Origin of the sequence: Leucothrix arctica (assembly GCF_003172895.1) — a bacterium.
GTDB classification, from domain to species: domain Bacteria; phylum Pseudomonadota; class Gammaproteobacteria; order Thiotrichales; family Thiotrichaceae; genus Leucothrix; species Leucothrix arctica.
Genome location: NZ_QGKL01000039.1, coordinates 315,487 through 339,684, shown reverse-complemented (window position 1 = coordinate 339,684; position 24,198 = coordinate 315,487). Strand labels below are relative to the sequence as shown.

The following is a 24,198-nucleotide window of genomic DNA, read 5'->3' as shown; positions in this document are numbered from 1 at the left end:
TTTATGTGAAAATAATAGAGAAATGAACTAATCACCTGAATTTAAAACGAAAAACACTTAAGAAAATAGAATATTTTTCCTATGCTATATATGATATTCGTGTAATTACTATGTAATGGAGAGGTGTCAAATTCATGAAAAAGATTATTGCAGATTCATCAGCGCAAACTTTGCCTACTGATGTAGCAGAGATTAGCCGTAGCCTTAGAGATAGTAAGATGATTACTTTTTTTAAGAGTTCCAAAGAGCCTGACTCTGATGCCAACCAATCTTTCTCAACCCTATCAGCAACCACTGACGAAATAGAATCTAAAAAAACAAACTACCCCCTCGAGCGATGGGACATTCAAGCCTACGCGTACAGTGAAAAACAGGCCGCTAAAGTCAGCCTCCTAGCTGGCTTATTTGGAGGAGAGGTGGAAAAGGTAAAAGCTGGAGTTATTCACGAAGCCAAGCGTTTTTCAATCGAATCAACAGATAAACATAACGTGGAGATCGGTGTAGCCGTCAGGTTATCTGTAGCTACAAGTAATTTAGATACTAACATTGACCTAACACTGCCAAATTTAGCAGCATCCGCCCAACTCAAAGACACTGACACTCGAGTGGGAATTTCTGTAACAGGCTTCACTGGTCCCTTAGGTCAATACCTACCAGCACCTACCAAGCTCAATGTCGAGTCTTGCATAGAATATATGAATGCATTTCGTGAAATCCAGAAAATCGTTTTCGGTGAGGAAAGCATGGCATTCATTATCCCTACCGTTCTAAACTATGAAGAAAAAGTTTGATTTTCATGTCTTTGGACTAAAAGAATAATTAGCATGCCAAACGCTTATCTCCAAATTACTCTACAATCACCAGATGAAAACATTTGGCCAGTGACTGCAACATTGCATCATCATGATGCATTGCCTCATCGCAGAGAAAGCACACTCAAGCTAGAAGAGGACTGGGAAAGTAAGTTACTTGCACTGGACCTTAACTCTGATGAATACGGCGAATATATTGGTAGAGCATTATTCAATGATGGTATCTTCGATATAACTAGGGATGCTACCAAAAACAGTTATGACAACGGCAAACCAACTTTCACACAGGTTTTTCTTAATGTCGAAGCAAAAGGTTTAAAGCACCTTAAATGGGAAAGACTGTGCTTCAAAAATGACCTTGGTCAATGGGAGTCGCTAGCACAACATCAGCAACTGGTATTCTCTTACTACATCCCGAGTTTGATTGATCGTAGATATCCGGTGCTTAGCAAACATAATCTGCACACTTTAGCTGTCATTAGCAGCCCCTCTAACACTCTAGGAGACTACCACCCCTTTGACATTGATACAGCCAAGCAGGCTTTTAAAATAGAAGAGGCTTATGAGTCAGAAGGTCGCATCACCCCCCCCGTTACTTATCTTTGCGATAAAAAAGAGGTTAGCTGGGAAAGTCTTCTTCAAACTCTTAATAAAAGGCCCTACCCCATCCTTCATATTGTAGCGCATGGTTTTTACAATGAACAAAGCAAACAACATGCATTAATCATCCCTTATCAAGGTCGCTCAATCATTAACGAAGATGAAATAGTTAAAGAGTTGGGACGCCTCTCTACTTTACCAAACCTAATTGTCTTATCCTGCTGCGAGACTGCTACCCCGAAAGCCAGTAAAATCACTGACGACAATAATAGGTCTAGACCTCTAGCACTTCGCTTGTTAGAAGATTTGGGAACACCTGCTGTTATTGCTATGAGTGATAAGGTATCGATTGATACCGCCCACACACTAACAAAACACTTTTACGGTCACTTAACTCAGGAAGCTCACGTTGATATTGCATTATCTAAAGCAGGAGTATCGTTATTAAATGCGGCTGATCGCCACATGCCTGTGCTCTATCAGCGCTTAGGTAGCAGACCACTATTTACAACAGAAGAAAAATCTCTAGATCAACTCACGCCAGCTGAAATTAAATATGGCTGTGACCAACTAGGTAATATAAATGGAAATAATGGACTTATAGATGAACGTGCCCCAGCCCTAACTTCCGCTTACAAAAAGCTATATAAGCAACTGGATATCAGTAAGTCCGCTAGTGAACAACAAGATACTCTTCGGGAACTAGATAAACTCACACAAGAAACAACTGGCATTGGCTTTGCAGCACTTGCACAGGCTAAGGCGGTTGCATCCTATGATGCGCGTTGTCCGTTTCCTGGCTTACGTCCTTTTAAGGATAAAGATACTGGAGACAATTTTGACTATAGGCCTTACTTTTTTGGAAGAGAGACAAAAGTAAAAGAACTAACCAAGCGCCTAGATTCACTCAGTGTACTCATGATCAAAGGAGACTCAGGTTCGGGTAAATCTTCGATTGTATACGCTGGCGTATTACCGGCTATAGATAGACAAGCAAAAGAAGAAAACCAACCGCTGGTAATTACAACCCTACGTCCTCACAATCATGAGCTAGAACAGCTAAATACGTTTATTACCCAGATAAACCCTGAAAAAAATAATATTCTCTTTGTTGACCAGTTTGAAGAAATTTTTACTACTCATCTACAATATGATGCGAAAAAAACAAAGCAAGCCATCAAAACTTATGTCAATACTCTACTAGAAATCCCCAATAAATACCCTCTTTGTAAAGTCGTATTAACGATGCGGGTAGATTTCAGTGGTGATTGCGCTCCCTATGAAAACCTTCGGAAAATAGTTCAGGACCAGGCTGAACTTTTACCACCGATGAATCAAAGAGAGTTACGCACAGCTATTGAGCAGCAAGCAGACTCCGTTAAGCTCACTTTAGAGCAAGGGTTACTGCAACGCATTTTGAATGATGTAGATGGGCAGCCTGGCGCTATGCCATTACTACAACAATCCCTCCGCTCCCTTTGGAACAGACGACGAGGGCAACACTTGCGCAATCAGGAATACGACAAAATCAAAAAATCTGGCAATGCAATTGCTGAGATTGCTGAGACCCATTACAAGCAATATAAGAATAACTCAGAAGCTCAGCGTTACCTTCGAAATATCTATCTACGCCTTACACGACCAGATAACGAACGACAAACGCAAATTGGAAATGATAAATACCGAGATACTCGTCAACGCATTTCACAACAAGAACTATACCCTCAAGATGCAAACAAGATACTACTTCGTCAACTTATTCAGGAACTGTCAGATGGTGAAAGACGTTTAATCGTAACTTATGAGCATGATGTAGAAATTGCCCATGAAAGTTTGATTCATAATTGGCCTAGATTAGATCGTTGGCTTAATGATTCAGGCATAAACATAATTAGACAAGGTCTTATTGAAGCGAGTCGAGCCTGGAAAGAGGAGACAGATAAGAACTATAAGAAAAGTCAGTTGATGCATACGGGAACTCGCTTAGAAGACATTGGGAAATATAAAGCTGAAGGGTTGCTTTTCACGACCAAGGATGAAGAAAAGTATTTGGAAGCCTGTAAAATTGAAGATCATACTCGGGAGAGGAATCAAAGATATGTACGCATTTTAGCAGTTTTCTTTGCTGTACTACTTTCTATTTCAGGGATTATATCGTGGGTAGCAATAGGTCAAAAAAATCTAATAAGTAACTTAGACGCTGAGAGATATTTGAAAATAGGGTATAACTTAAGCGCTGACAACCTTTGGTACCAAGCATCTGTAGCATTTGCTAAAGCTAAAGATGCCAGCACAACAGAGGAAACTAAGAACCTTATTCATAACGCATTCGCAGAAATTGGCCTTTTAGACTTTAAGCTGGCTGAAACGCTTAAACATAAAATTTTAGGAATAACTGAATTTGATAACAGTAGCAAGCTATTGGTGTGGGGTGGTAATTTTGTTGAGGCTTGGGATATTGACTTAAAGAACAAGCTTGGGCCAACTATAAAATTTACAAAGAACGATATTATAGACGCAACACCAATTTCAAATGGTGCAAAAGTTTTAACTGTAGATGAAGCTGGGATAGCACAAGTTTGGGATTTATCAACAGGAGTAAGTATTGGCGGGTTGATGCAGCACAGTGCAACGAGGTATGAGGCAACACCGTGGGAACCTGATGGCCCTACGAGTGTGTTTACAGGCGGTATTGTGTTTAATAATGAACAAAGCCTGTTATCGTGGGATTACGATGGTCAATTATATCTGTACGATTTAGTTACAGGTAGACTGATCAAAAGCGTTGAAGCTACAGGCAGAGAGATAGACTCAATAGGGCTTTTAAGGGGAGAGACGAGGTTACTTATTAACGGTTCACGTTCGTTTATTAGTACGCCTGTAGGTCGCTCATATGGGGAAATTCACATCATCGAAGTACCTACATTAAAAACTTTAAATATTATAGACGACAATTCACTTGAAGAGTTTTTAGATACGGAGATTAGCATATCCCAGAATGAAAAATGTGCATATATTGTTCACGACTCATGGATAGATATCCATAGCATACAGACAGGCCAGATAATAGATAGAATTAATATTGAAGTGTTAGAAAGACAAATAGAAGAAGGAGTTCTGAATCCATTTTCTTCAAGTGAGTGCACATCAGGTGAAAATTCTGATGGAATTTATTACGATAATTTATTAACAAGCCGAGGTGTGTTTTTAAAAAACTCCTCTGTTAACAGAATACAACCAAATTTAGACTCAGAGCTTTCTAATGAGTTATATTTTACAAATTATTTAATGGATAAAATCCGAATTGGTACTTTGAGTAAACACTCGATAAAAATTGCTGTTAGAAATACAGACAACCAAGCAGCTCCCCCAACCATTCAGAATGCACAGCTAACAAGTAATAATCAACTAATAATATCATACACTGATGGGGTCGTTCATATTTTGGATAAGTCTTCACCTGATGTTATAGGCAATACAATAAAGCATGGAACGGATATCCTCGGCTTTCATGTATTTTCTAAGGGCAAACAATTATTAACATGGGGAACTGATTCTGCACGTCTCTGGGATATATCAACAACTCAAGAAATTAAAGAAAAAGGCGTGGCAAAAAAACATTCAGGCGAATCTGCCCCCCCTATTTTATTGTATAACGATAAACACTTACTAACATGGAGTAGTGATGACGGTCATGCCCACGCTTGGGATGTTGCTACCGGAAAGTCTACTGGTATTACGTTCCCGCATAATGGGAATAAGAGAGTGCTTGTCTCCTTCGATAAAAAAAGATTTCTAGCAAACTACGGTGATACAGTACAATTCTGGGATGCATTAACCTTTGAGCAAATTGGAGATAAAATAAAAGTTAGAGATGAAACAATCGATGCTCGATTGCAGGTACTGGGTAGCTCGGCGACTCTATTGTTCGTCAACGACGAAGAAGAAATACAGATTTATGATGCAATTTTGGGTAAAGTTGGCGTTGCATTTAGTCATGATCCCGAAGGTTTTATCGGGTTCAGAATGCATGAGTTTAGCTTTACCGCCACAGAATCAGAAAGTGGAAAGTATATATTCATCAGGAGCACATCCGAAGGCGCCGGAACAGTATTACAAATAAGAGAAAAACAAACAGGAAAGTTGATACTGACGTCAGAAGGCGGTAGTTTTAGTGGTAGTTCTGGAGATTTTTTCTCAGAAAACAAAAGTTTAACAATCGAAAGAGGCCGTAAACCTATTCCTGAATGGAGTGAAAGTGACTTGCACAGCTTCATCTTACCTGACGATCCAACTGAAAAAGTAATGAGAGCCTCTAACTTAAGGAGCGACCACGTTATCTACAAAAATATAGGTGGCGCCACTATATTTCCACAAGGAGAGTTAATATTGACATTCAGTAAAAACTCAATACGTGCTTGGGATGCAAAGACTGGACTTATGCTAAGTTATCCAATGATGCAAAAAAATTATACTGAAGGAGTTAGAGTAGCCCCTGATCAGAAATCTATTATAACCTGGAGTAAAAAGAAGCTTTACTTATGGAAGCTCAATTTAGCCCCCTCCCCCGATCAGTTTCTTAATGAAATGAATCAAGCCGTTAAAACGGGGACTTATATTGATGAGTATGGTCAGCCAAGATACTTAAGTTCTGATCAGCTAAAGCGCTGCGATAAAGCCACTGAACCTTACAAAGAATGCAATATTGAAAGCAACTTATGGTGTAAAACAAAGTGGACAGCTCAACAGTTTTTGGGCGAACTACCAACAATAACTAAGTGTCGAGAATCAACTGATTTAAACCCTCATATTAAATAAACTATAGAATTATTTATATAAAAGGTGGTTAAATTGATCACACCAATTATAAATTTACTGGAGACTAACTCCCAATTTATTAACGGTGGTTGCATTAAACACTTCTTATTTTAAGATCGTTTCGCCGCTTTGCGGCTATAACTTGATACCTAGTAGGTGCCATTTTTGATTGCTAAATTTAACTATACATAGTGTCCTACAACTTTTTTGGGTAACATGGAGACTTAAAGCCTCCAGTACTTAATTCTTATTAAGCATATTAGGGTTTAAAACTATCCTTAACCCAGCACCCTAAAAATGCTAACTCTAAACCTCCGGTGATAGCAAGTTTCTCTACGTATTTGAGCTCTACCAAAGATTCTAAGCATCTATATTCCCCCCCCCCTCTCCGACCCAATATTCACCATAACGTCACAATAGTCTCACCCGCGCTACCTTCCCAATACAGTTGTATTCTAAGGTTGTATCGTTTATCTGCATGCAAAGTTTGCTGTATCAGCGCGTTAGCATCAGTACCACTATCGTTACTTGCAGCTATTTGTTGCCAACCAGACGATGTTTCTTCGAAAAGAACCATTACCGCATCTGACTTTCCCGATAGTTGTATGCTGTATTCACGTGTTTCGTTTACTTCAATCGGGAAATTTTTCTGATCTCCATTGTTCATTTGGAGCTTTTCTGACTTGAGCACTTCGATTGCAGAAGCATTTTGCGCTTGTTCTTCAGGACCATAAATTTTCTTCAGCCACTCTTTATCCAAGTCGGATAGTCCTCCTTTGGGTAAAAGCGCTTTCGTCATGTATTCAGTCGGCTCCTTAATAAGACCGGCATTAAGGTGATACTGCATGCAAGAATCCTTGTCCCAGTTCGATGCAGAGTACTTAGCAGGTGCAAGAGGCGCTAATATATTGTTTCTTATATCTTCTTCGCTCCAGTAGTTTGGCTTTCCCGAGAACTCTTTAATGACCGCTTCCTCATTCCACTCAATTCCTGCATTTTTATTTTGATGAGCGTGGTGCATACCTAACGCATGGCCAATTTCGTGCAGTGCAAGATCTGGGTCGCCAGAAATTCTCCAACCAAAATTCATTGTACGAGTATCAGCATGTTTGTATAACAAACAATCTGTTCCTACAGCAGACCAACTACCATCGCCTTTCATAAAACCAATACGTATTTTAGCTTGTTTACGATCGGTCACTTCAACAAAGTCAAGGTCTATCCCAACGCTGTTCCAAACATTAAATGCTTTTCTTACCAGTTCTTTTTCAGCCTCTACTCCAACCCAACTGACCTTATTTTTTTGATCTGTATCAGACTCAAGGTAGCCATAGTCACTGCTTTCATCAAAGAAATGGTAAGTAATCTCACTTCCCTTCATCCATATTTGATCCAATGCAAAGATCGCAAATGAACGAAACGGATCAAACTCCGCTAATTTATCTAGTTCCTTTTGCCGAGCATAAGGCTCTTTCAAACAACACAACAAATTCGTACTCATTTAGCTCTTCTCCTTGGAATTAAATTACTTTTCTACATTTAGATAAGTCGCTGGATCTCCCAACAATATATAATTTCGTGCATCATTCTTCCGAATATAAACACCAGCCATTACTTGGTCGGTAATGTCATGGTTATCAATATAAAAAGGGTCAAGACGGCTATTTTCCTGCAAATCACCCATTTCAGCTTGCATAAGAGATGCGTAGTCGTTGATAAAGTGCATGGCGTGACCAACAGGTACTCCTGTCAACAAGTCATCAATAGTCCCTTTAAATGCCCCTTTATTATCAACAGAAAAGTCACCAATAAAAGATGCTGCCCATGCGCGCTCTACGTGTGCAATAACCGCTGATGCACCTGAAACCAGTAATTGCGAAGGTAACTTAGAGGTAAAAGGAGCATCTGCTATGATATTAACGTTACCAGTAGCTTGATGGTCAAATGCATCAAACTTTGGCATACCCCCACCATAACAAGCAAAAATAAAGCACACCATTCCCTGTAAATCTGTATTATTTGGAAGGTCTTTGGCAGAGAAATAGTGCTCCTCAGGGATCGGGTTATTGCCCCATTTTGAGACTCCTGGCCAATCGCCACAGAGTAAAGCACCTTGGTCAGCTTCGAACCTAGCATCGGTTTTTTCAAAGCCTAGGCCATGTGACGCGGTCAACAAAAAAGAGGGTAAATCATCTTTGGCAAATATTTTTGATAACTGACTCTTGCTTGCCTCTTCTCCTCTTACAACATCAATTTTCCAATCGCTATGCTCCGTTGAAAGTGATGCATGCAAAGGTTGAATCAACTTAACGTCACTAGCATGTGTTGCCGCATCATCCTCATTTTTTACACCAAACAAAACCGCTTGCTTGCTATGACGATGTGTAGTGCTCACTTCTCTTTCTACAACTTGTGCAGCATAAGTTGCAAAGTCTTCTACCGACTGGAAGTCAACACGCCCAACTGCATATTGTGTATCTAAGCTGTACTGGAATGAAAAGGGGATATCTTCTGGAGACCCTATTATCAATAAATAGTAAGGAATGTTTTCTGGCTCAACAGCAGATGCTCCTGCACCATTTCTTGCTAACCAGCGCGTAATTAAGACGTCCTTGTCAGGCAAAAAGGACAAACGCTTAAATAATCCCGCATCAACTTGGTTTTCTCGATGCTTTAGTAGCGGATCAAGAGCTGCAAGTATTTCTTTGAAATCGTTCATTTCAGGGTTAATAACAATTCCCCAACCTGCCTTAGTGACATCCGTTTCGACGTTACCTACGACACCAAAGTGATCCAAGCTTCTCTCATCCTCAATATACCGTGCGTATTTATAGCTATCGATATCGAGTTTTTCACCACGAAATACTGCTGCAACATCAGATACACCTACTGGTTGAAAAAGCTCCTCACCAGTAGATCCATTGATACCATTAAAAGCAATTAAGCTTTCATCATTCTTTGTTTCATCAGTCATCCAAGAGCTCCTTTTAAGTAATTGCAGATAAAAATGCGTGCGCTACTTCTGGGTGATCAATATCATTATGCGCACCGCCAAATAACGATTCATTCTCCTTTATGTATTCACTAGAGTGTAGGTTATAAAACGTATTTGACTTGTAGGAATATTTCCCATTCAGAGACAACATCTCGAGTTGTTCAATCTGTACACCATCACCCTGTACACCAAAGCGACCAATAGCACCGTGTCTAGGGTAAGACTTAGAATCAAATGAAACGGTTTCGTATGTTGAAGTCCATGACATTAAGGGGTAAATAGTTTTTACAGCAGTATCGTTAGCCGTGTAAGTCACAACTAACGGCCCTGAGATGTAATTAGGATTAGACAACTGTTGAAAGTAACCACTTGTACCCTTTTTAACCGGTATATCTTTACAAAAAGCCCATAACGAAACAGCACCTTGAACTAACATCATACTATTGACTGGACGCTTCAAAACCTCACTACCCCCTTCACCAGTAACTGCAGATGAAACAACGATTGTGCCGAAACTATGGCCCATTAAATGGAATTGGGTATCAGTATTTGTAACTGACTGAAGCTCTCGTAATAACAGACTCGCGCCATTTTCACCAAATGTTCTGGCACGTTCTTTCATTTTCCAAGCGGATAACTGAGTCAAAATACCCGCAATTACCCCACCTTTTTTTACCGTTGAGCCAAATGACACAAAGGCATCTGAGGAAGACTCTTTATCAACCTGATCTTTAATTGCAGAAAACAAAGTCCCTGCATCAACGTTTACTTGTTCTTCGGTAGGTATATCAGAAGTTTGAATTTCAGTAGCAAGTATTGAGTTGAGGGCAGTAAACGCTTCATCCGTTAGCTCATAAGGTGAATCATAAAAATCATAAGCGTCCAGAAAGGCACGAAGTGCTTCTTGCCCTTCTAAACTATCAGCGATTGATTCAATAGCCTGATCTTTCCAGTCATCACTAGTTGGGCTCACATCAAAGCTTTGTAGTTCGGGATCAAGGTCTTCAGAGAGCTGAGCATGCTCCTCAACCCCAAATGGTAAGCTCGGCCAGTGCAAACCAATAATTAGAGGATTAAAGCCCTCGGGTCTTGCTTGAAGTCGATCTAGGTCAGCCTTGCAAGCAGCCATTGCCGAGATCCAACGGTTATATTGATCTATTGCAGCAGGTATATCACCCTTCCATCCGTGACTGATGAGGAATATATCTGTGTATTCGCAACTGTTAGCAAGTTGGATTACTTTTAGACTCAGTATACCAGAGTCACCATGAGGGTCGTCCTCACGCTCGTTTCCGAGCTTGTCGTAACAGATTAGGAAATATTGAATATTACTACCATCATGGCTTACAGATAAATGAGGCATATTATCACTCTCCAAAAGGAACAAAATTAATCATAAAAAAATTGGTCACCTCAACCACTTAGAGAAATATTCCAAAAACAGATAGAAATAGTTTTTAAATAATTACCACCTGAATATAGTAATCCACCATATAACGAAAAATAGAAAAGCTTACACGCTTATTACCCTGCTACCTTCATGTGCTATAACAGTTTAGATCGAAAGTCGTGATAATAAGTAAAATTCAAGCTATCCACCTAAAAATTTTCTTGGCGACTCATCCTTATTTCATTGAATAGCCTTCCGATTTAATAAATCCGTTCAGTTTCTAACATCAAAAATGAATGTATTACATGCCCATACCAGCAGGTTGTGTAGTTCCTGCCATATTTTGAATCGTACTTTCCTCTGTAGCAACTCCTACACAGTTACTTGGCCTTGGAAGTTGGTCAAAGAGCTTTAAAACGCCCAATACTTTTCTTTTAATCCAACACTTTGCCTCTGAAGAGCTGTTACAATCTTCAATAGATTTAATTTCTTCCATGCAACTGTTAATATCACTACTACTTAAAAAGACTGAGTCTCCTGAGTCATTTATATAGAACCCAGACTTAATTGCTTGCTTTATTTCATGATTAAACCCTATATCTTGACTTTGGTCAGGTAACATCCAGAGTCTCCCCTCTTGACCTGCTACCACCAGCATGATCGACTCATCTTCAGATAACTCCAAATGTTCAATAGGGCCTGCATGATTCATAGGTGTTCCTATAATCTCACCTGTTACTACATCCCAAAGAAGGATTGTTCCACCCTTCCCTTGAGTAAATAACCTTCGCTCATCAGATAAAAAATATACTTCTTCCACTGCTTTAGTATGCTTCAAAGTAATACCAACTTGTTTAAAGGATGATAAATCCCAAATTCTGATGCCGTCATCACTTCCTAATGTCCAAATCTTAGTTTCACTATCTAAGAACCCCGCTTCAACAACATCAACACTATTATCCATGCGAATTTGAGCTTCTACACCCGTTAAAGGATTAAAGATACGGCCCAAACCATCAGAGGTCCAAATTAGAACACCACAACTTTCTTTAAAAGGGTTGACTTCAGTAATTATCGCCCCTACGGAGAAGTCTTTTAGCAAACTACCTCTATCAACAGTTAATACCTTGATTCTATTATCTTGTGCTATTAACTGATAAGCCTCGGAACAAACCAATTCATTATGACTGGCTAGGCCTTTGAATAGATTTAATTTCTTCAAGTTAGAGTTTATAATCTCACCGTCTGTATTTCTAATAACTTGGGATTCACTAGTTGTATCCGCGGACGTAGCTACCTTGGTACCATTAGCAAAAATAGTTGGTTTTCCTCCTGATGACTTCCAATTAGCTAATTTTTTTTGACTTGAAACATCCCAAATATCATACATACGCCCTCCATGAGACCATGTTAGTAACCTAGTTTCATTTGAAAAAAGCCGAACACCTCCTATACTATTAGAGTATTTTAATTGTAAAGGAGCATATATTTCCTTACCTACTAGAATATCCCAAAATCGGATCATTCCGTCTCGACTATATGTCAACAACTTCGTCCCTTCAGCAAACAAATCTACTTCAAGAGAAACTTCCTCTGGGGTAGAATTTCTTTCAGAAGGTAAAGGTATATCACCCACCCGGACATTTGAAACATTGGTTGGGTTGGGCTGTTGCCGCTCAATTTTTTGTGTATCAGAATGATTGTATTCAATAGAAGACGACCGACGTACAACTCTAGCTCTTCGTGATTGGTTAAATTTCACCGTTCGAGTCATCTGTCTCTCACCTTTTTTATGGAAAAGAGGAGGGAATAAATCTACTCTGGTTAGTAAGTCTTTAATTCGAATTTCACCATGATTATTCCAAGTTAGAATTTTTTTACCGGATGCAAAAATACGGCCACCTAAAACCTTTTCATCTAAAATTAATGGGTTAGCGATTATTTTTCCAATATTAAAATCCCATATTTGCACATCACCACTCTTTGAAGATGATGTTAATAACTGGCCACTACCTGCTAATAGGTGAACGTCATCAAAGCTTTCCAAACCGTTAGGCATAATACTCCACAGTTTTACGCCAGTTGTTAGCTCCCACAGAGAAAGTGAACCATTTTCACTTCGGGTAAGTAATTTAGAGTCATTGTCTAATAGTTTAGGAGAGCGGTTCATAGGTTTAATAGTTTGTATAGAGTAAAAAAAATCACTTGAATGTGTGTGTTCTATATTTTTACTGATCAACTCTAAAGTTTTTGCATCCCATAAACGAACTATATTTGTACTATCCACCGTCAGAAACTGTTTCTTACCCTTCAGCTCTTGGGCGCTTAAAATTTCTCCTCGATGATCATCTGGGAGCGCTACTAAAACTTTTGAGTTTATATCCCATATGCTGACCTTAACATCTAACTCAGACTTCCAAGAAAAAAGAATTAAGTTTCCCTCAACGACTGTTTTCGCAGCCAAACTAGAGTTAAATTTTATCGGAATAGTTGTAAACTCATTGACAAGTGAATCCCAAATATGAACAGTAGATTTATCCGTTAAGACTAAAAACTTATTTTCATCTAGTATGAAAACTTCTCTAATATTCTTATTTAGTTTTTGGGGAACTATTGCTGTTTTTTTTGACCTTGTGTTTAAGTCCCAAAGTTTTATTACGCTTTCATTATTTCTATAAGAATCACTCCTATTCCACACTAATATCTTTGACCCATTATCAAACAACCGAATTTCTAACCCGCTTTCTACACTTTCGATACCTAAGTGCTTTATATCAAATAAATCTTCGGACTCTAAGTCAAGAATACAAATACTACCTTTACTTTCTCCTGCTATAAATTTTGAGCTTCTCATGAATACTGACTCATTATTCATTCTTGAAGAATATCCAAGTCTTGGAGTTGATCCGCAAATATTAACCTCTTCTCTTTTTATAATATCCCAAACTCTTATTCCGTTGCTTAACTCAATAAGCAGTTTTGAATCATTATCAAAAAATTTTGCTTGGCTTATTGATTTACCCAACAATGAAGTAGGAGTTATATCTTGACCAGTTAAAAGGTTTACAATACTTATACCACCAGAAGTATCTACTCCAACTAACATTAAATTGTTATCCGATAAGTTCAATGATTTGATTCCATGACTTCTTTGCTCGATAGCCCCTTGACCTCTAGAAACTCGCAATTGAATTGGAGCGTTTACTTGATCACCAGTTGCTATATCCCAAATTCGCACTAGGCCAGAATAACTCCAAGTAACCACTTTTTCTCCATTTTCAAAGATATTTATCCCCGGAGAGCTATTTCCATGCTCAAAAACTGTTACTAAATCCCCATGAGTGCTCTGTCTTTCTGTAATTGCGTAGTTGTAAGCATATTGATGTGACCAAGTAGCATCAACTGCCTTCGAAAAATATGTATTAGCTATGCCAGCTTCCATATTACTCTCCTTCAACTTAAGACCTTGATCAAAATATTGACTGGCTAGCCGCTCATCAGACTGATATTTTAAATTTAATGCCACTATTAACATAGTAGAAACAATAATTAATAAAAAAGCCATAAACCATGAAAAAACCTTAACTCGTTTTCTATTTTTCTCAATCCTAATATCTTTTCGCTTACATTCACCCAAGTATTCTTGCTCAGTACTATTCAAAAACAACTGTTGATTATCTTCTTGATCACAGACTTCTTTAATCTGAGAACCACTGTGCCGAAGTGCTTCATTGTTTTCCAGTCGGCCTGAGTTGCGTTTGGTAACTTTATTGGATCGTTCACTCCAATGCTGTGCGTATTCACTCAGTTCTTGCTGCATTTCGATCAACTGACGGTCTTGTAGCCATCCTCTCAGCTTATCCCAGTATTGTATTAGTGACTCATGAACAATTTCAACTTGTTGCTTACCAGCCCCATCAATACGAGTCGTGATAAGACGTTCGTCATGAAGAGTAATCAATAACTCATCAATCACACCCTCATCGACACCAAATGGGTATAAGGAAGCCTTTGCAACTGGTTGCTTGATATCACGGTAGTGGTCACCAAACGCTTTTTTGCGCTCTTTATCCGGTTGTGTAAGTCGCATGAAAATATTGCGTAGGTAGTACTGTGCGTCTTTATATTCTTGTGGCGTGGTCTCGTTTGGTTCGTATTGCTCAAACACTCGATCAGCGATGGTGGTCACAACGTGCTGGATACCGTTAAGTGCTTCGTAATCCTGCGTTCTAAGTAACCTTCCTTTGCGACGCTGCCAAAGCTGCCAAAGTAAGTACTGTAATAGTGGCAGTACACCCTTTTGATCTTCGATCACTTCACTTTGTATTCGATGAGCTAGTCCATCATCGAAGATAAGGTTTGTACTTGCCACCTGCTGTTCTATTAATTGACGTAATTCGGGAGTGGTAAAAGCACTTAGGTCATAACGCTGTTCGGTTATGATATCGCCTAGGTATTGCTTGGCATCTTCAAGTGCATAATCTGCTCGGATCGTTAGCAAGACACGGAGTTTGGGGAATTGCTTTGGTAATTCAAACAGCTTCTTGAAGAGGGTTTGACGCTGCTTGAGATAATGTTCATCAGAACCTACAAAGACTTGTTCAAACTGATCCAGATACAGCAGCGTTTTCTGATTGGCATCTAATGACTCTAACGCTTGATTAAGCTGAGCTTCTAAATTACCGCTTTGTTGCGATTGATCTGATAACTGTAAGCGAATGCCTTCTTGCTGATCTCCTAATAGCTGCCATCCTTCTGTCGCTAACTTAGGTAAAATACCAGCAAAGACCAATGATGACTTTCCAGAGCCGGATGATCCAACAACAGCAACAATAGGCTCGTCGATGAGCTTTTGACAAACAGCCGCTATGTCTTTGTCTCGCCCGAAAAAGAATTGCCTGAAGTCTTGCCGGTCCGTGTTTTTAAATGGCTCCATACCTGGAAAAGGACAGCGACTATCATACTCCGGTAGACTGCTTTCATCTTGTGTCAGGGTAGCAAAGTCAATACCTGTGACGTCATGACAGAAGCGATCTAAGACTTCTAGGTTAGGGTCTATATCAACATTGGGGAGGAATGTTGTTTGATTAGGGGTAAGTAGTTTTGATTCAGGCTCTTCTTCAATTAAATCAAGACTAGTTAGGATGTCTGCCAGTTCCTGATTGTACATAGGCGCACGCTCAGGTAATAACTCTTCTAGTCGCTTCAAACCTGAGGTTAGTTGTGCGGTATTAAGTTCATGTATCGACCATTCACTCAAACCAAACAAACTCTCATGACCGAGCCGTTGACGAAGGACAGGCATGAAACGATTGTTATTTTTGTCTTGATATAAGGCATGACTGGCACGGCTCAATGCGATATCCACATGAGGTGCTGATAAGAGGTGTGGGTAAAACGTTTGGCTGATGGTATTAGCCGCTGACTGCGCTACTTTACCACTCATGGCAATTACGGCTGGTGTGCCAAGTGCCTGACGAATATGTTGGGCAAATTGACCTTGGGAGTCTACTGATGCCTCTGGGTGAGCGGTGTCGCAGCTAGATAGAAATATAAGCTGAGGCAGTGGTGATATTTTTTTAAGGTCATTAACAAACTGCTTGGTTGAAATCGCTTCCAAACGCTGATCTTCATTCTGAAAGGCCAAATAACTCTCCTGGCTACTTTCATGATAAAAACCATGACAAACAATGTGTAAAATATGGTACTGCCCCGTATTTAAAGCAGCCGTCATTGACCGCCAACTATTGTTTGGTGCATTTGAAAGAATAACTGGGGGGGAAACAGTATCGGGCAACTCTTTATTTATTCCTGATAACTGCCCCGCTAACAAGTCGGTATCAAAGGTACTGAAGTTAGCTCCCGCTGCATCTTGATAGTCTGGGTGAGGACTATTGATCACCACCAATGTCTTCAGTTCTCGCTGAACAAAACGAGGATAGTATCGTTCTGATTGACCAGGTTCGTATAAGGAAAAAAGAATACGCTGGTCCTGAGCGAATGATGTCCACTGCCCAGTCTCATCATTAAAATAAGTTCTTTCCCAATGAATTGACTTTAATTCGGGAGCCTCAATGACCAAGAACAGACGTATATGCTCTGAATCAACCAACGCGTCCTTTAAAAGTGCCTGCAAAGTTTCTGTAAATAATGCCCGACCCAGAACACGTCCGTAGTCTTCTGGATTATTGGACACCGATAGAAGATCTTCTCGCCAACTATCATCAAAAGATAAATTACTAAAACACCAACGGGGAGGTGTCTCGCTTTTACCAGACTTAAGAACAGCAGCAATAGGCCAACTTTTATTTTGGGGTGGCTGTAAAGTAATTTCTATCGTAAATGCTACACTCATAACGCGCTTCCCAGCATGACAACTATTTGAGAGTCCTTAGCTTGCTAAGACAGTCTTAAGCTTAGCAAGTAGTTAAAAAAATCTAATATAAATATCAACTATAGTAGAAATTAAAAACAACTACCCTTAAAACACATAATAATTTATTAATATCCATCTTTATTGTTTAATTATCATCATAACTTCTAATGTGTGTATGTTTAACTTTGACGTAATAGTGCGGGTTCTGGGTTGAGGTGCCTAACTTCACATACTGTCCAAGCCTCTCCCCTCTAAAAATCTCACAATGACATTGATAAAACTTCCGATAAACTTCACAAAAATGGGGGGGGCACTTGGAAAAAGCGATACAACTAAGAATAGTCCACCAGTTAGGCATACCGTAGATGATGCAGATAGTGGTGGTTGAACGCAGTGCTACCTCAATGCACCTAAAAGCACTATCTGGATAGGGGCGCATTTGCCGTACTCATGAGACAATAATTTCGCTTAACGGACCCATTAATTTTGATTTACCATCGCCCTCAATAGTTTGTATAAGGAGCACGTAACAGTATGACCTTAGGAAACATTGCCAAAGGTAATTTCAGATTCGCCCCCATGATGTATCTCGGTGTCGCCCTAAAAACATCACTCCCATGCCTCAATTCAGTATTGATGAAGTTATTGAGAAGTGTGTGGAAATTAATTCTACCTATCCTTTTAGAGAAGGTAATGGCCGTATCACTTGTATTTGGCTGGATCACATTCTAAAACACGAATTAAAGCAGGTCTTGGACTGGAATAACGTCGATAAGGACGATTATCTACTAGCAATGGAGCATAACCCGATTATAGACGTTGAAATAATAGTGCTGCTCAAACAGGCGCTAACCGACTAAATTGATCATCGAGCGCTGTATATGAAGGGTAGTGATATAAGTTACTTCTATGAAGGTACACCCTGTATAAAACCGATGATCTCGATGCGTGAGAAATAACAGATAGAGGTCGGTACTAATCTGTTGAAAATGGGTTGATAACAGTAACCCCACAAGACAGAAAGTCCTTCTCATTTCGCGTTACCAGCGTCAGGTTATGTACCGCTGCGGTTGCGGCAATAATCATGTCAGCCTGGGTACGCGGCTGGCCTTGTGCCTGTAAGTTTCCTCTTATTTCACCTGCATAACGAGCGATCTTATCCGTGACTGGCAAAACCTCACAATAGTCACCAAGCATCATTACAACTGATCTGCTAAAGGATTTGGACGATTCTCACGCTTGATTTCGGGAAACGGATCGTTTGCTAGTTCAAGCTTGTTTAGTTCTGTAAAAGCATCACACAGGCTTTTCTTAAGTGACTTCTTTTTAAGACGGACTAATTCTAATAATGCGTAGTTAATCAACTCGCGCTTAGTTTTTAGGCCGGTTAATTCAAACGCTTCATGAATTAACGCCTCATCTAGTACGATATTGCTACGCATATTGTTACTCCTAAAAACACTAATTCACCAAAATTATGCACCAATACACCATCCAGCACCAAACCACTGTGATCACTTATGGCACTTCAATACAATGACTTAATCTCATAGAAATCTTCAAAGCCATTATGTTTGGTAATTCTAGCGAGCTTTTTAAAGTCATCAGCATACTCAGCAAACGCGCCATTAGCCGCTTGCTTCAAAATATACTGTAACCCGTCTGGGTTTATTTCTAACATCAGGATGTCGTTTTCAGGATCTTCGATTACAGGCTCTTCCTCTTCAAGTAAGCGAATGCTCTTATCCTGCAATAGCGGATAAAGGTCGACCAGCGACAGTGTCTCTAAGTCAACGGAGACAACATCTTCAATGTTATCGACCTCCCCTAATCCTGCTAATTTGATGCAATCAGGTTCGTATATGATGGTGCTGCCTAACATAGCGGCAATGTCCTTTGTTTTACGTAAACTAGCCGCGCATGCTACCTTTTTATTAAGGCAGGTATAAAGGTATTTTGTGCCTTAGGTGTGCTGGTAAATGAATTGAATCTGGGTGTCGTACAGTATTTTTGTTTTGGTTGGCTCGCGCTAAAACTAAGCGCCTCTACAAAAACAACTAATCTGTAACATAAGTTTAATATCTTTTTTATAAGCTCGACCTGTTTTGTCAGCCACGGCCTGCATGGAGTGATTTTGCCTGACGAATTCCATTCAACAGGAGAGACTATAATGAAATTTAAGCGATCTTTATTAGCGATGCTGGTCACCACCAGCTTATTAAGTGGCTGTAACTTATTTGATGATGACGACGATGATAACAACGAAAGCGTATCAACGGGCACACCTGCAGAGTTAAGCATTCTGCACATCAACGACCATCACTCACACCTTGAAGCAGATGACTTAGACCTAAACATCGGCGTCGAAACAGAAGTAACTGCGGGTGGTTTCCCTCGCTTAGTGACCAAGTTTAACGAGTTGCAAACCGCAGCAGAAGACAACGATCGTGACGTGCTAAAACTACACTCGGGTGACGCGATCACCGGGACAACTTACTACACATTATTCAAGGGTGAAGCTGACGCAGCCATGATGAATCAAGTGTGTTTCGATGCTTTCGCACTGGGTAACCATGAGTTTGATAGCGGCGATGCGGGTTTGGTGACATTCTTAGATTACCTAAACAGTTCTGATGACTGTACGACGCCTGCGCTAGCGGCAAATGTGGTGCCTGAGGTAGGTGTTTCACCGCTCGCGTTAAACAGCGCAACGGACTATATTCAGCCTTACACAATCAAAGAAGTGGACGATCAGAAATACGGAATTATTGGTATTGATATTGCCGATAAAACTAAAAACTCATCAAACCCTGACGAGACAACAGTGTTCCTTGATGAGACTGAAACGGCTCAGCAATACATTGATGAATTGATGGATATGGGTGTTAACAAGATCATCCTACTGACCCACTACCAATTCCAAAATGACCTTGAGTTGGGTCGTAACCTAACAGGTGTCGATGTCATTGTGGGCGGTGACTCTCATACATTATTGGGTGATGCGTATGTTGATATGGGCCAGACGGTTGCAGGTTCTTATCCAACTGTCGTGACTAACTTAGATGGCGATGAAGTCTGTGTTGTTCAAGCGTGGCAGTACGCGTCTATCCTTGGTGAGCTAAACGTATCATTTGACGCAGATGGTGTGGTCACCAGCTGTGAAGGTACACCACACATGCCATTGGCAGACACATTCACTCGTGAAGATGCTGACGGTGAAGAGTACTCACCAGAAGGTGCTGAGCTAGCGACACTAGAAGCAGCGATTGATGCAATGGATGAACTATCGATCACGGAAGAAGATGCGGATACGGTTGCAGTCTTAGCGACTTTCAGTGAAAAAGTGGATGAGCTAAAGCAGCAAGTGATTGGTTCAGCAGCTGAAGACCTATGCCTAGAGCGTATCCCAGGACAAGGTAGAAGCACGATTTGTGATGCATCGGAGACATTCTCAAACGGTTCTGATATTTCAAACATTGTGTCAAAAGCGTTCCTTGAGATGAGTAACACGTCTGATATTTGTATCCAAAACGGTGGTGGTGTGCGTATCGACGTACCAGCGGGTGAGATCTCTTATGACACGGCTTATACCTTGCTACCGTTTGCCAACACGCTCGTTGAGATTGAAATGACGGGTCAGCAAATCATCGACACACTAGAAGAAGCGGCAATTGCAACATTGGACGGTTCGTCAGGGGCCTACCCTTATGCTTCTGGACTACGTTGGAACGTTGATCTGTCAGCTGCTGAAGGCGAGCGCTTCACTAATGTAGAGATCAATTCTCGTGTTGCGGGTGAGTGGGCAGAAATTGATACTAGTGCAACGTACAAGGTTGTGACAAATAGCTTTATCGCAGCGGGTGGTGATGGTTACGACACGTTCGGCAATATCGTTGATGGGCTAAAGACAGATACTTTCTTGGACTATGCATTGTCTTTCGTTGAGTATGTTGAAGCGGAGACAGCAGCGGGTAATACGATTGCGAAGCTGCCTATCGCTGAGTACAGTACACAGAGCTTTGTTAGCACAGAAGGTGTTCAGCAGTAATTTGACTGAAGCATTTTTTAGCTAAACATGGAAGCGCCCGGCCGGGAAACGGGTCGGGCGCTTTTTGTTTGAAGACGCTATATTCCACTCAGCTCATACAAAGTATTTTCTTAATTAATTGGTTCCAAGTACCAAACATGCTCAGTAGAAGGGCACGTCCCTTTCAACCCACCCTCAACAGGCACTTCCGCCAAATGCTTCAACTCAAAATATTCAGCATAGTGCTGACGCATCTCTTCAGCACTAATGCTATGCGGTGGGCCTGCCACAATTGATTGGTCGTACTCATAACAAATCACCAGTTGCGGTGCGTTCTGAGTAATCTGTCTCAAGTGTGCGGTGTAACGTTTGCGTTGCGGCTCTGTCAGTGCGACGAGTGCTGCACGGTCATACACTAGGTCAACAGCCCCTAACGCTTCTTCCGTTAGCTCAAAGAAGTCACCGACATAAATCACAACATTTGTCGCTTCGTAGCGTTTTAACGCACCGACTTCAGTGATCGTTGGCGTGGTCGCTAAGTCCTCAAACAACTGCTTAACCGCAATCTCGCTGAGTTCGATACCAACAACTTGATAGCCCTGCTCCAACAGCCAGTGAATATCTACCGTTTTGCCACACAAGGGCAACATGATTCGACTGCCTTTATCCAATGCTAAAGCACTGAAATACTCAACCAATAAAACGTTTGGTTGCCCTTCGTGAAAGCCGATTTGATTTTGTTCCCAGCGGTCGTGCCAATGATTGAATTCCATAATTTATCCTGTTGTTTTCGTCGTTAGATGTGTCTAGGATAAAACCTCAAGTCAACTTGAGGTCAAGCCTTATCTCAGATTCAAACACACTTACTATCGGGCAAGTCGCCAAACGCGCCAACTTAAACGCATCTACACTCCGCTATTATGAGGAGAAAGGTTTGATTAAGTCGAGTGGCCGTCGGGGTTTAACGCGCTTATTCCAAGAGTCAGTACTAGACCAACTGGCTGTCATTGCCTTGGGGAGACATGCAGGGTTTTCTTTAGATGAGGTCGGTGAGATGTTTGGCGCCGATGGTAAGCCGCAGCTAGACCGTATTGCATTGATGGACAAAGCAGATGAGCTTGATCGGAGTATTAAGAAGCTCACCACCATGCGTGATGGGCTAAGGCATGCCGCAAACTGTTCTGCCCCAGATCATTTAGAGTGTCCGACGTTTTTGCGGCTAATGAATATTGCCACTAAACGTAAGGTGACATGATTAATTTCTGACTCCCCAAAGTACCATTAACTCCCAAAGTCCAACGTCAGCAATAACCGCCGCTCACCAGGCCCAACCGACGGTGATCTATGTACCTGACCAGCGTTCTCACGCTCTGCCCAAAGCGTCCCTTTAAGCAACGCAATATCACCGCAGTCAAGTTGCTGAATGTCATCGTCATGCTCATACAAACCCGACAAATGATCAGGCAACCCGTTATTCCCTAGTCCAAGCTTTGAGCGGTCTACAGCATCATGCGGCAACCACTCCGTCGCTGGGCCGCAATAAGATGTAATCAACCGACAAGTCACTCGATCAGTATGAAACTGTGGGCACATGACATGGTTAATCGCGGTCAAACTCAGCCTGACAGAGTCGATCTTGAAGAGTTTGCAATACGTGTCTACATGCAGCGCAATGCTTCCAGCTAGCTCAGTGGGTATGGTTCCATTGGCGAATTGACTGACTTCAGCTAACGCATCATTCGACGACATCGTGGTGATGATTTTAAAGTTAGGGCTCTCATCAAGGAAACTTTCCACCGCACACTTCAGACGACCGCTAATCGTTTGCTGCGAAATAGCGATACTGACATCATCCTGATGAATATCAGCAAGGGCATAACTCACACTCATTCATTATCATCCCAATCAGGAAATGGATCATCCAACGACGTCCAATACGCTTTACCACGCGCCATTTCTTCAAGGCTCAGTAAGCACTCATCGAGTAGCGTCGTAAACATTTCCTCATCAAGCCCTTGTCCAATAAAGACCAGCTCCTGACGCATGTCTCCAAAAGGCTCAACCCATTGCTTTTTGATTTCAGCGAGCGACTCTTCATCCGTTGGCCAGTTAGATTCAGGAATCGCTTTCCAAAACATACCTGCAAAGCCGTAATGCGCAATCCCGCCTGCTTGACTCCACGAGCCAGCAAACTCAGGACGTGTGGCCAACCAAAAGTAACCTTTCGAACGAATGAGTTTTCCATGGCCTTCGGTGTTGTGCAGGAAGTGAAAAAACTTTGCAGGGTTAAATGGGCGACGTGCATGATAGCTGAAGCTGCTAATGCCGTACTCTTCCGTCTCAGGAACGTGCTCGCCACGCATTTCTTTTAGCCAACCCGGTGCTTGTTGCGCTTTGTCAAAATCAAACAAGCCCGTGTTCAATACCGCATCAAGGTCTACACCACCCTCTACAATCGGCACGATGCGAGCATCTGTATTAAGCGTTTTCAAAATGGCGGTTAGACGCTGAATGTCAGCGTTGTCGACCAAGTCCGTTTTACTGATCAGTATAACGTCAGCAAACTCTACTTGATCAACCAACAGATCAGCCACACTGCGTTCATCATCCTCGCCTAAAGACTCGCCTTTTTCCTGTAACGATAGCGCTTCTTCATAGTCGATTAGGAAGTTGACAGCATCAACCACGGTGACCATGGTATCTAGCTTGGCAACGTCGGATAAGGACACGCCATTTTCATCAGCAAAGGTGAAGGTTTCGGCAACGGGCAAAGGCTCTGAAATACCCGTAGACTCGATGAGCAGATAGTCAAAACGCTTGTCTTGCGCAAGCTTGGTGACTTCTTCTAAGAGATCTTCTCGTAAGGTGCAGCAGATACAACCATTACTCATTTCTACCAGCTTTTCTTCGCTGCGGTTTAAGCTGACGTCCTGCTGGATCATCGATGCATCTATATTTATTTCGCTCATATCATTCACGATCACTGCAACTTTCTTGCCTTGTCGATTGTTCAAGATATGGCTAAGTACCGTGGTTTTCCCTGCTCCGAGGAAACCAGAAAGCACGGTGACTGGGAGTAATCCCGTCGTACTAGGGTTCATTTACGAGTCCTATTTGGCTAGCTTGAATTATAAATGATACGTTATATCATAACTTATGTAATTCAAAGCACTTTAACAG

The 24,198-nt window shown here is 41.1% G+C and carries 15 protein-coding genes; 5 read left to right on the top strand and 10 right to left on the bottom strand.

The window, feature by feature from the left end:
• The first annotated feature begins 134 nt into the window (after window positions 1–134).
• Together DKT75_RS15700 and DKT75_RS15695 are read left to right on the top strand one after the other, a co-directional pair.
• Window positions 135–791 (top strand): hypothetical protein, encoded by a 657-nt coding sequence (locus DKT75_RS15700; protein ID WP_109824417.1) that lies wholly within the window; start codon window positions 135–137, stop codon window positions 789–791.
• Window positions 792–824: 33 nt separating this feature from the next.
• Entirely contained in the window at window positions 825–6,230 is a 5,406-nt protein-coding gene (locus DKT75_RS15695; protein WP_109824415.1) for an nSTAND1 domain-containing NTPase, read from the top strand.
• Window positions 6,231–6,630: 400 nt separating this feature from the next.
• Here the strand turns inward: DKT75_RS15695 and DKT75_RS15690 are convergent, their stop codons facing one another.
• The 4 genes from DKT75_RS15690 to DKT75_RS15675 form a co-directional block, all read right to left on the bottom strand.
• On the bottom strand, window positions 6,631–7,731 hold the full coding sequence (locus tag DKT75_RS15690; protein ID WP_109824413.1) for a M12 family metallopeptidase: 1,101 nt from the start codon (window positions 7,729–7,731) through the stop codon (window positions 6,631–6,633).
• A 24-nt stretch (window positions 7,732–7,755) separates the two neighbouring features.
• Window positions 7,756–9,204 carry a hypothetical protein gene (locus DKT75_RS15685; RefSeq protein WP_109824411.1) on the bottom strand — a complete coding sequence of 483 codons (1,449 nt, stop codon included), beginning with the start codon at window positions 9,202–9,204 and terminating at the stop codon, window positions 7,756–7,758.
• Between the two features lie 13 nt (window positions 9,205–9,217).
• The gene (locus DKT75_RS15680; RefSeq protein ID WP_109824409.1) at window positions 9,218–10,588 is read right to left on the bottom strand and encodes a hypothetical protein; all 1,371 of its coding nucleotides are present in this window, start codon (window positions 10,586–10,588) and stop codon (window positions 9,218–9,220) included.
• Window positions 10,589–10,916: 328 nt separating this feature from the next.
• On the bottom strand, window positions 10,917–16,970 hold the full coding sequence (locus tag DKT75_RS15675) for an nSTAND1 domain-containing NTPase (protein WP_109824407.1): 6,054 nt from the start codon (window positions 16,968–16,970) through the stop codon (window positions 10,917–10,919).
• 638 nt (window positions 16,971–17,608) lie between these two features.
• Between DKT75_RS15675 and DKT75_RS22525 the strand changes: the two genes are divergently transcribed.
• Complete coding sequence (locus DKT75_RS22525; RefSeq protein ID WP_211665460.1) at window positions 17,609–17,851, top strand: hypothetical protein; 243 nt, start codon at window positions 17,609–17,611, stop codon at window positions 17,849–17,851.
• Window positions 17,852–17,966: 115 nt separating this feature from the next.
• Here the strand turns inward: DKT75_RS22525 and DKT75_RS15665 are convergent, their stop codons facing one another.
• The 3 genes from DKT75_RS15665 to DKT75_RS15655 form a co-directional block, all read right to left on the bottom strand.
• A complete protein-coding gene (locus DKT75_RS15665) occupies window positions 17,967–18,191 on the bottom strand; it encodes a PIN domain-containing protein (protein ID WP_109824405.1) in 225 nt (74 codons plus the stop codon).
• Window positions 18,191–18,433 (bottom strand): type II toxin-antitoxin system VapB family antitoxin, encoded by a 243-nt coding sequence (locus DKT75_RS15660; RefSeq protein WP_109824403.1) that lies wholly within the window; start codon window positions 18,431–18,433, stop codon window positions 18,191–18,193. Before DKT75_RS15660 ends, DKT75_RS15665 begins: the two co-directional genes overlap by 1 nt.
• An 86-nt stretch (window positions 18,434–18,519) precedes the next feature.
• Entirely contained in the window at window positions 18,520–18,873 is a 354-nt protein-coding gene (locus tag DKT75_RS15655) for a hypothetical protein (RefSeq protein ID WP_109824401.1), read from the bottom strand.
• Window positions 18,874–19,161: 288 nt separating this feature from the next.
• On the opposite strand from DKT75_RS15655, the gene nadN reads away from it, so the two are divergent.
• Entirely contained in the window at window positions 19,162–21,039 is a 1,878-nt protein-coding gene (nadN, locus tag DKT75_RS15650; RefSeq protein ID WP_109824399.1) for an NAD nucleotidase, read from the top strand.
• A 110-nt stretch (window positions 21,040–21,149) separates the two neighbouring features.
• On the opposite strand, the gene tmpT is transcribed toward nadN, so the two are convergent.
• Window positions 21,150–21,791, bottom strand: coding sequence for a thiopurine S-methyltransferase (tmpT, locus tag DKT75_RS15645; RefSeq protein WP_109824397.1), 642 nt, complete (start codon window positions 21,789–21,791; stop codon window positions 21,150–21,152).
• Between the two features lie 29 nt (window positions 21,792–21,820).
• Between tmpT and DKT75_RS15640 the strand changes: the two genes are divergently transcribed.
• Window positions 21,821–22,273, top strand: a complete 453-nt coding sequence (locus tag DKT75_RS15640; protein WP_342767363.1) for a helix-turn-helix domain-containing protein — start codon at window positions 21,821–21,823, stop codon at window positions 22,271–22,273.
• Window positions 22,274–22,299: 26 nt separating this feature from the next.
• On the opposite strand, the gene DKT75_RS15635 is transcribed toward DKT75_RS15640, so the two are convergent.
• Complete coding sequence (locus tag DKT75_RS15635) at window positions 22,300–22,908, bottom strand: DUF1826 domain-containing protein (protein WP_109824395.1); 609 nt, start codon at window positions 22,906–22,908, stop codon at window positions 22,300–22,302.
• On the bottom strand, window positions 22,905–24,119 hold the full coding sequence (zigA, locus tag DKT75_RS15630; RefSeq protein ID WP_109824393.1) for a zinc metallochaperone GTPase ZigA: 1,215 nt from the start codon (window positions 24,117–24,119) through the stop codon (window positions 22,905–22,907). The genes DKT75_RS15635 and zigA overlap by 4 nt, the downstream gene beginning before the upstream one ends.
• Window positions 24,120–24,198 lie beyond the last annotated feature (79 nt).